Genomic DNA, 7,448 nt, shown 5'->3' with positions numbered 1-7,448 from the left:
TAATGGTCGTACCTGATACGCCGACCATGGGGCCGAATTCGCGCTGACTGATATTGGCGTCGGCCAAGCAACTTTTTGAGATAGATTTCTTGCACGGGGCGGTCCCACCCGTGGGGGTTGGTTTGATTTCGGTCTGCCCATTGCTGTCTCCCTGTCGTTTTCCTAATCAATTAAAGCGCCGGTTTCCTTGGCGTAGAACATATAGACTTCAACTCGTTTTTTTTTCTGCTCTATATGCTCCCGCCCCAAGCTCTGGGGGATAAAGTTCTCATGCTCAAGCATTTCCAGTGTTGCCGTTAACTGATCGGATTCGTTTCTGATGTCCTCAGCATTAGTCGTTGTTCCACCAGGTCTGCCATCGGTAAGGCCAAAGCGGAGGGCTTTTGTCGCTGCTTGTTGAATTTCAGCAGCCTCCTCAATGAGAACTGTCAATAAATGTTCAACTCTATTCATTACCCACTCCTCTACAGTGCCTGAGCCTGATCGGCATCCATATCGCGCCACTCCTGGTCGGCGCAGATTGCTTTGATCACCTCGTCGGCACGGTTAATTTCGATACTGGTTCCAAAGGTTGCTTTGAGTTCTTTGTTTAACGCCGGTTCAATGCGGCCTGCGGCATCGCGCAGTTTCTTTAAAAACTCGCTGATCGGCATATTTTGCGCGACCAGATCGCGGCCCACTTCCATGGGGGTGCCGCGTTTCGGCATGGTGGTGAGGTTGCCGAGTTTGGCGGCTTGGTGGCCATGCACAACCAGGGTGCCGCCAAAGGGGATGTCGCCTTTTTTCTTCTCTTCGCCAAAAGCCAGGTTGTCGTTGACCTTGCGGGCTTTCTGGGTGGCGGTTTCTGGCTGGGCGTGGTATTCGACGCCGATCTCGGCGGCAGTAACCTGGAATCCGTTTGCGTCGATGGCGACCGGATTGACCAGATATTCCTCTTCGTTCCACACCACGGCGATCTGCGGCAGCAGCATGGGGCGGCGGCGAATGGTGACTTTGACCCGTGGCCGGATGCCGGGGATGTGCTTGAGCGGGTAGCAGACGGTATCAATGGTGATGGTGTTATCCTGGGCCACGGTGCGCTCAAACTCTGGTTCGCGGTACACCAGTTGCAACACCTCATCGCTGGGGCATTCGCGCAATTGCTCGGGCGTGATCTTCAGCCAGCATTGGGTGCGGGTCATCTTGTGGCGGGTGTGGATGCGTGAGCCGTTGAAGTGGATCATCCAATCCCGTGCCCAGGCATTGAGTTCGTCAATGGTGTAGGCCGGTTCAAGGTGCAGGGTGCATTCAAAGTCACGTTCGACGATGTTCTGCGCCCCTTCGGCACTGCCTTGGCGGCGCGGGTTGTGCGGCATATTTTTTGGGATCTCAATGTCCAACGCTTCGAGCATGGCCAAAATGCCCTTGGCAATGTTGGCGCTACCGGCGTCCATGAGCAGGAAAAACGGCACCCCGCGAAACGGAAACTGATCGTGACCAAGGCCGTGCCAAGCGCTGGAGAGAAAATCGAAGGTAATGCTCTGGCTTTCACCGGCAGCCACGTAGTATTTGACGAAGATCGTGCCGCTGCAATGATCGACGAGGACCATGCGGATCAGGCGTTGCTTGATCTTGGCGAAGTTCTTTGGCTTCTTTTCGCGGAAGTCGCGTTCATCAAGGATCGCCAGCCCTTTGCCTTTTTTGAGGTAATACTGAATGCAGATGGAGGCATCGAAAATATGGCAATGGTTGGGGTGATTGCTTTTCATGCGGATGCTGGGCGTGTCGGAATCAAGCGCGGCTTTGTTCATGCCCCGTTCTTTCAAAATGGCCTGCAAACGGGATTCTGAGATCTGACCGGCTTCGATAACATGGTTGTCGATGGCCATCTCCAGAGCTCTTCTCACCGTCATAATCACGCCTTTTTTCCCTTGGCGGGCGGTGCTTTGCATCAGGCTGCTGACAAAGTGAATTTGATATTCGCTCAACTCGCTTTTCAGCATCCCTTTGTCCTCCCGTTTTTTCCGGCCTGATTCGAACCCACACTCTTTGGCAGCCCGATACAGGGCATCGCGTGATTTGCCGGTCACGGCCTGATATTCGGCGATGATCTTCCCCCGTTCACCGTGTCCGGCCTGTTTCAGGCGGGCTGTCATTTCCCGTTTCCATTCCATGGCATCGCCCCCTATACGCTCTGCAAGTGGGGAACTTTTTGTTCTGGATTTTCCTCTTCAAACTCGGCGATCAGTGCGTCGCTATCCCACGTTTTACCGTCGGACTCATACAGGGTTTCTGCGGCATCGTGGTAGGCGGTGGCGACGCGCTTGAAATACCCAAGGGTTTCCACCAGTTCGGCTTTCATGCGCTCGGTGAGTTCCGCATCGAGTGCGCCATCGTCTACGCTGTATTTTCCGAGAATATCATCCACGACCATCTTGTCGGCGGCGAGCTGCTTGAGGAAGGCTTCCTCACCTGGGGCAAAGCCCTGTTTCTTGGCACGGGATTCGTGCTTCGCCAGCTCTTTTTCTTGCCGGTTAATCACGTCTTCTTTGCTTTTGAGAATGCGATCTTTGGCTTTAAGGGCGGCTTGTGTCTCTTCAGCTTCTTGCGTTTTGGCGTCGAGCACGGTTTCGATGGCTGCTTGTAGTTCTTCGGCGTGGTCATCATCCAGGGGAATCGTTTCACCGCCGATGGTCAGGGTCTGGGCTTCGATCTGGACGCTGCCGTCGCTTGAAAGCTGGCGGAGTTTGCGCAGATCTCGATAGCCAACCTGTAATTGGCAACACGTTTCCAAAAAATCTTCACCAAATGTGGTCAGGTTCAAAAGATCTTCGTCAATCTTACGTCTTGATAAACCCGTGTATTCACAGAATTTATCCCACGTACCTATACCTGGAAGGTCTTTATATATCTTTGACTCTTTTATTTGCTTGAGATAGACCAAACTGGCAACGTTGCCAAATTTCGCCATAAGCTGATTAGCCTGTACCCTGCCAATTACTTCATGACATTGAGCAATCAATGCTTCACGCTGTGCCTGATCATTGACCGCAGCAGCTTCCTGTCTCTTTTCCATATCAACCACCTCAAGGGCGGCTGTTGTCTGATTTTGAACATCTTGCTTTGACATTTCGTTTCCCTTCGCCTATGCGGTTAAATCAGCTCTTATCCCCGCGCTACGCTGTTAAATCCCGAGCACAAATACGTTCCATCGGCGGCATAACAGGCAATGCGCTTCATGTTTTCAGCGGGATCGATAAACACCACGACTTCCTGTCCAATGAAACCTTGCAATGCGGCGCTGGTATAGCGTCGGCCATTCACATTGACATTGCCGCCGCGCTCGACCCTGCGGTGATTGGCCAGGCCACTTTCATTGCAAAACTTCTTAAACCAAACGGCTTTCATAACGTCCTCCTTTTTTTTAGGCGTCCAGAGTCGCCAGCGTATCCCGGCAGTTCGCCATGGTGCTTTCCACCTGGCTCTTATATTTCGCCCACAGCAGCGCCGCCCCCATGCCGAGTTTGTAGTGTTCACCGACCAGCTCAACAAAGCCGATCTCGATCAGCGTGGCCAGGTGGCACATCACGGTGCCGTTGGCGATATCCAGAGCGCGGCTGATTTCTTGACCGCTGACTGGCTTTTTCTGCTCGGCCAGAAACTTCAAGACTTTTCCCGTCACCTTGACGGCATTAATTGTTTTGTAGGTGGCCATAAAAAAATCCTTTAAATGATGCTACAGCCGCTCTGGGCTAATAGCTGTTGAGCTTTCCAGCGTTCGTCTTCATCTAAATCTTTAAGATAAGGGGTGAAGATTTCTCGGCGTTGCTTCATCGACATTCCACCCAAGGCGTTCGACAATTTTTTATAGTGATTAATTGCCTCAACTAACCAATCCTGTTCAGTTTTCATCAATTTCCCTCCAGCGGCATACGCCGCAGTATGAATGCAACAGTCCAGATCAGACCGACTCCGAAGAGATTCAACCAGGGGAATAGCGGCCCATCCGATCCGGCCAGCGAGATCCCGCCAATCAGTAAAAATGCGGCGAAGAAACGCATCATGAGAAAGTTCCTTTCAAGCGCCGCTTGGCGCGACTCAGTGTCATTGTCGCCTCGTCGATAATCCCCAGCGCGGCCAGCTTGGCCTCTTCTTGCGTCACGACCTGGCCATGCACACTTGAGGCTAAAACCTTGGTTGGAGCCAGGGAGTCGCAGACAACCTGGATAGCGTAAAGAAGGTAGGCATCAATGGGGTATTCAGCGGGTTTCGCCGCATAGGCATTAAGCATGTCAACGGTGATCGGCTTGCGACATTGCTTCTCTTTGTAGCGCTCCTCTGTGCGCTTCAAATAGGCGTTCACCCCGTCGCAGATCTGCTCACGGCTCAAACCGGACTCACGCTGTGCCTGCTTAATGGAAACGGCGAACATCATATTGATCTCATCCTCGTTTTCCGGGCCGTTGGCCGGGAGAACAATCACCGACGACGCCATATCAACCTTTTGCTGGACGTAGTTGTCGACCTTGGCGGCAAAATCGAGCACGCCTTGCGCTGGGTCTATTTCGTGTTTTTTCTTTGACATGGTTTTGCCTCCTTTCTTGTCTAAACAAAACTGATCGCTAGAGATTGAATTCCGCTCCTGGCCCGATACGCTTTTTACAAACACTCAAAACACAGGAGGCACATCATGAGTTCTGACATGTACCCGACACGCTCCGGCGATACGTTGAACAAAATGGCACTTTACGAAATTTGCCGGGATTCCCGATCCATCACGATCCAAGTGCGCTTTTGCCTGATTGGCGAAAAGCCTGGAACCTACAGCGCGATTCCCCTGATCAAAGACGACTACGCTAATAGCGAATTTTGGGGGGCCGGTGACACCGAACAAGCGGCGCTGCGTGACTGTTTGGCTAAGATTCAACATCTGTCGGTTCAACAGCTGAATGCTCTCCACTCATAGTTTTGACAAACCAGGCTTCCCGAGCGGCTTTCTTGCGCTGGTGGCGACAAAAACAACAGTTGCAATCTTCGCTAAACTCAACGCCAAACTGAGCGGTCAATGTCTGTTTTAGGGCATTAAGTTCGTGTTCCAGGTTGTTAATTCTTTGGAGGTGAACGTGCAGTTCTTTATTTGTTTGGTCATCCATAACAACCTCATTTTCAAAACTGTTTTGACGTTAGTTGGCGGTTGCGATATAAACACTGTTAATAATTGTTTAGACTTAGCTGGCTGCGCGATGCTCAACAGGTTGAACACGTGGCCCCGGACCAGACGCCGGATAACGATCAGGAAAGACCTCTTCAACCGGGTACCCGATCTCTGACGCAATTTGCCGCTGGACGCGATCAGAGACGACATTGCCTTTAATAACGCGGTTCACGTGGCTACGGGAGACTTCGCAAATACGCGCAATATCAGCCTGCAGACAGTTTTTTCGCATGAGGGCAATTTTGATTTCCAAGGGGGTTTGAGGTGTGCTGTTTTGTCCATCCATAGCAAATCTCCTTTAATAAAAAACTGACTAGTTGCGCCATATTGGCGCGTCAAATTGTTAACTTGAAAACAACAATAGTACCCTTTTAGGCACTATTCAAGAAAAAAGTTCCCTATAGGTTACTTTTCTGCGAAAGATACTAATTTTATGGACTTTTCAGGCAGGCTTAAATTGTTAATTCCTGAAACTGGGCTTACAAGAGATCAGTTCGCTGATAAATCAGGTAAGAGCAGAAATCAAATATTTAAGTATTTAAAAGGCGACGCTTTGCCTACTGCCGACTTCTTTGCGGCAATAAAAAAGGAATTTCCCTGGGTAAATATTGAATGGTTAATAACAGGTGACGGGGAAATGATGTCGACTGGAAAAAGGACTCCAGAAGCTGGTAATTCACAAATTTTACACGGAAACGGAAACATTCAGATCGGCGGCAGCAGGAATGGAAATGTCGAGGTTGGCAAGGTATCTCACAGAGTAAGATATAAAGAAACCGATAGTGGAATGATTCTCACTGACGACCTTGAAAATACGCTACAGGAGTACGTTTCCGAAAAAATAGCAAAAGAGATCATCAAAAAATTGTCTAAATAATATGCAATGAAATGATGGGGCGGTGACAGAATGAATATCGGCCAGGATCTAAGAGGAAACGACAACCTGCAAGTTGCTGGTGATCTGAACATAAATCTGATATCTGAAAGTAGTACCAGCATCCAGCGGTTATTATATCTATTGCTATCCTGTGGCCTGATTGCCACCACACTTCCCAACTCAACCACAAATCAAATCGCATGTGTGATCGTCCTGACATGCGCGATCATTATTTTCTGCCTTACCATCTTGAAATCTGACAATCTGGTTTATCGGCGCAAACTAGCCGCATCGGCTATGCTTATTCTCTCTCTGGCTAGCGGTTGTAGCGGGCCAATCCTGGCGCAAATTCAAGATCCAAAGTTGACTGATTTAACCACTGAATACAAATCAGGAACAGCTGAAGGTTTTGGAATTTTCGGTTTCGGCATGGAAAATATAAACATTGAAGCAGCAGCGGATTATGGTGGGATTGATAAAATATATTTCGTCGATACATCGCGCAGTTTTGGCCTGATCAGCTACGCGAAAATTACAGTATTTGGCAAATAACAGGGGGGCAAGATGTCAGAAGAAAAACAAAGTAATATCCATTATTTTTACCTTTTCATGCTTTTCATCATGCTAATTTTCTTTGCCATCTCCAGTCCTATTGAAAAAGAAGATAAAAAGATAACGCCGGAAAAAAGAACAAGCACAGCGACAAAGCCCCCCAAAAACAACAGTACAGACATTAGCTTTATAATGGATTCGCAAAAAGCAAAAAAAGGTAAAAAGCTACTCCACGATATTCTCATTGCTCACAATATCGTCGATCAATTTTATTACGAGCCTTACCTTTTTGGCGAAGGGACGGCAAACCCAAAATTAAACATCTCGCTTCCTGTTGGAGTATGGGCCAATCTGACAACAGATCAGCAAGCTGCGCTTGAAGCGTATGTTTCCAGCGAAATAATCACGGTCTGGCGGACCCCTTTCAAATATTCCGTAGTCAAAGCAAACTCCCCCGCAGCCATTATTACTAAAAAAAATGTAAAAAACATGTATTTCTATGACTGGGAAATAATTGAAGGAAAAATAACAAATAACGGCAGGGATATCTTGCACGAAAAAACAATTTCAACCGGCGAAAAATGGCAAGACAAAGACTTATCAAAATACTTTTGAAAATAACGCGAAAAATAATCTCTTCAAGGCAAACGTAAATCAACGTAAACCACAATTATCGTAATAATGGTCTGTCAGTTATCGTGCCCCCCCTCACGAATTCTTCAAATTTGAGCGGCCGGTTATCCAGCGCCGACGGTAAACGAACCCGTCGCCAAGTATTTAGGTGAGTCACCGAATACAGTAGTAGCAGCCCGTATCCCCCGCCTT

At 48.8% G+C, this 7,448-nt stretch carries 13 protein-coding genes; 4 read left to right on the top strand and 9 right to left on the bottom strand.

Going from position 1 to position 7,448, the window contains the following annotated elements:
• Positions 1 to 162 precede the first annotated feature (162 nt).
• From DACE_RS16730 to DACE_RS16700, 8 genes are read right to left on the bottom strand one after another with little or no spacing between them, the layout of a single operon-like run.
• Positions 163 to 453 carry a hypothetical protein gene (locus DACE_RS16730; RefSeq protein WP_006000039.1) on the bottom strand — a complete coding sequence of 97 codons (291 nt, stop codon included), beginning with the start codon at positions 451 to 453 and terminating at the stop codon, positions 163 to 165.
• 11 nt (positions 454 to 464) lie between these two features.
• Positions 465 to 2,153, bottom strand: a complete 1,689-nt coding sequence (locus DACE_RS16725; protein ID WP_006003339.1) for a hypothetical protein — start codon at positions 2,151 to 2,153, stop codon at positions 465 to 467.
• An 11-nt stretch (positions 2,154 to 2,164) separates the two neighbouring features.
• A complete protein-coding gene (locus DACE_RS17725) occupies positions 2,165 to 3,109 on the bottom strand; it encodes a hypothetical protein (RefSeq protein WP_006003337.1) in 945 nt (314 codons plus the stop codon).
• A 35-nt stretch (positions 3,110 to 3,144) separates the two neighbouring features.
• On the bottom strand, positions 3,145 to 3,387 hold the full coding sequence (locus tag DACE_RS16715; RefSeq protein WP_040367940.1) for a Mu transposase C-terminal domain-containing protein: 243 nt from the start codon (positions 3,385 to 3,387) through the stop codon (positions 3,145 to 3,147).
• Between the two features lie 16 nt (positions 3,388 to 3,403).
• Positions 3,404 to 3,694: a helix-turn-helix domain-containing protein gene (locus DACE_RS16710; protein WP_006003336.1), complete on the bottom strand. Its 291-nt coding sequence runs from the start codon at positions 3,692 to 3,694 to the stop codon at positions 3,404 to 3,406.
• A gap of 11 nt (positions 3,695 to 3,705) precedes the next feature.
• Positions 3,706 to 3,891, bottom strand: coding sequence for a hypothetical protein (locus DACE_RS16705; protein WP_040367938.1), 186 nt, complete (start codon positions 3,889 to 3,891; stop codon positions 3,706 to 3,708).
• Positions 3,891 to 4,043 carry a hypothetical protein gene (locus tag DACE_RS18300; RefSeq protein ID WP_155809186.1) on the bottom strand — a complete coding sequence of 51 codons (153 nt, stop codon included), beginning with the start codon at positions 4,041 to 4,043 and terminating at the stop codon, positions 3,891 to 3,893. The genes DACE_RS16705 and DACE_RS18300 overlap by 1 nt, the downstream gene beginning before the upstream one ends.
• Complete coding sequence (locus DACE_RS16700; protein WP_006003334.1) at positions 4,040 to 4,564, bottom strand: hypothetical protein; 525 nt, start codon at positions 4,562 to 4,564, stop codon at positions 4,040 to 4,042. The genes DACE_RS18300 and DACE_RS16700 overlap by 4 nt, the downstream gene beginning before the upstream one ends.
• A 105-nt stretch (positions 4,565 to 4,669) precedes the next feature.
• Between DACE_RS16700 and DACE_RS16695 the strand changes: the two genes are divergently transcribed.
• Positions 4,670 to 4,945 (top strand): hypothetical protein, encoded by a 276-nt coding sequence (locus DACE_RS16695; protein ID WP_006003344.1) that lies wholly within the window; start codon positions 4,670 to 4,672, stop codon positions 4,943 to 4,945.
• 262 nt (positions 4,946 to 5,207) lie between these two features.
• Here DACE_RS16695 and DACE_RS16690 read toward each other — a convergent pair whose 3' ends face one another.
• Positions 5,208 to 5,480 carry a helix-turn-helix domain-containing protein gene (locus DACE_RS16690; protein WP_040367937.1) on the bottom strand — a complete coding sequence of 91 codons (273 nt, stop codon included), beginning with the start codon at positions 5,478 to 5,480 and terminating at the stop codon, positions 5,208 to 5,210.
• Between the two features lie 147 nt (positions 5,481 to 5,627).
• Between DACE_RS16690 and DACE_RS17720 the strand changes: the two genes are divergently transcribed.
• Genes DACE_RS17720 through DACE_RS16675 form a run of 3 tightly spaced genes read left to right on the top strand, consistent with a single transcriptional unit; the run spans position 5,628 to position 7,238 of the window.
• Positions 5,628 to 6,071 carry a helix-turn-helix domain-containing protein gene (locus DACE_RS17720; RefSeq protein WP_050770063.1) on the top strand — a complete coding sequence of 148 codons (444 nt, stop codon included), beginning with the start codon at positions 5,628 to 5,630 and terminating at the stop codon, positions 6,069 to 6,071.
• A gap of 30 nt (positions 6,072 to 6,101) precedes the next feature.
• Positions 6,102 to 6,623 (top strand): hypothetical protein, encoded by a 522-nt coding sequence (locus tag DACE_RS16680; protein ID WP_006003342.1) that lies wholly within the window; start codon positions 6,102 to 6,104, stop codon positions 6,621 to 6,623.
• Between the two features lie 12 nt (positions 6,624 to 6,635).
• The gene (locus DACE_RS16675) at positions 6,636 to 7,238 is read left to right on the top strand and encodes a hypothetical protein (RefSeq protein ID WP_006003341.1); all 603 of its coding nucleotides are present in this window, start codon (positions 6,636 to 6,638) and stop codon (positions 7,236 to 7,238) included.
• The last annotated feature ends 210 nt before the right edge of the window (positions 7,239 to 7,448 follow it).

The sequence above is a fragment of the Desulfuromonas acetoxidans DSM 684 genome, assembly GCF_000167355.1.
GTDB classification, from domain to species: domain Bacteria; phylum Desulfobacterota; class Desulfuromonadia; order Desulfuromonadales; family Desulfuromonadaceae; genus Desulfuromonas; species Desulfuromonas acetoxidans.
This window is presented reverse-complemented; position numbering and strand designations above follow the sequence as displayed.

Excerpts from the sequence above, each read along its gene's own strand:
- DACE_RS16730 (WP_006000039.1), bottom strand. The coding sequence starts at position 453 with ATGAATAGAGTTGAACATTTATTGACAGTTCTCATTGAGGAGGCTGCT.
- DACE_RS16725 (WP_006003339.1), bottom strand. The coding sequence starts at position 2,153 with ATGGAATGGAAACGGGAAATGACAGCCCGCCTGAAACAGGCCGGACAC.
- DACE_RS17725 (WP_006003337.1), bottom strand. The coding sequence starts at position 3,109 with ATGTCAAAGCAAGATGTTCAAAATCAGACAACAGCCGCCCTTGAGGTG.
- DACE_RS16715 (WP_040367940.1), bottom strand. The coding sequence starts at position 3,387 with ATGAAAGCCGTTTGGTTTAAGAAGTTTTGCAATGAAAGTGGCCTGGCC.
- DACE_RS16710 (WP_006003336.1), bottom strand. The coding sequence starts at position 3,694 with ATGGCCACCTACAAAACAATTAATGCCGTCAAGGTGACGGGAAAAGTC.
- DACE_RS16705 (WP_040367938.1), bottom strand. The coding sequence starts at position 3,891 with ATGAAAACTGAACAGGATTGGTTAGTTGAGGCAATTAATCACTATAAA.
- DACE_RS18300 (WP_155809186.1), bottom strand. The coding sequence starts at position 4,043 with ATGATGCGTTTCTTCGCCGCATTTTTACTGATTGGCGGGATCTCGCTG.
- DACE_RS16700 (WP_006003334.1), bottom strand. The coding sequence starts at position 4,564 with ATGTCAAAGAAAAAACACGAAATAGACCCAGCGCAAGGCGTGCTCGAT.
- DACE_RS16695 (WP_006003344.1), top strand. The coding sequence starts at position 4,670 with ATGAGTTCTGACATGTACCCGACACGCTCCGGCGATACGTTGAACAAA.
- DACE_RS16690 (WP_040367937.1), bottom strand. The coding sequence starts at position 5,480 with ATGGATGGACAAAACAGCACACCTCAAACCCCCTTGGAAATCAAAATT.
- DACE_RS17720 (WP_050770063.1), top strand. The coding sequence starts at position 5,628 with ATGGACTTTTCAGGCAGGCTTAAATTGTTAATTCCTGAAACTGGGCTT.
- DACE_RS16680 (WP_006003342.1), top strand. The coding sequence starts at position 6,102 with ATGAATATCGGCCAGGATCTAAGAGGAAACGACAACCTGCAAGTTGCT.
- DACE_RS16675 (WP_006003341.1), top strand. The coding sequence starts at position 6,636 with ATGTCAGAAGAAAAACAAAGTAATATCCATTATTTTTACCTTTTCATG.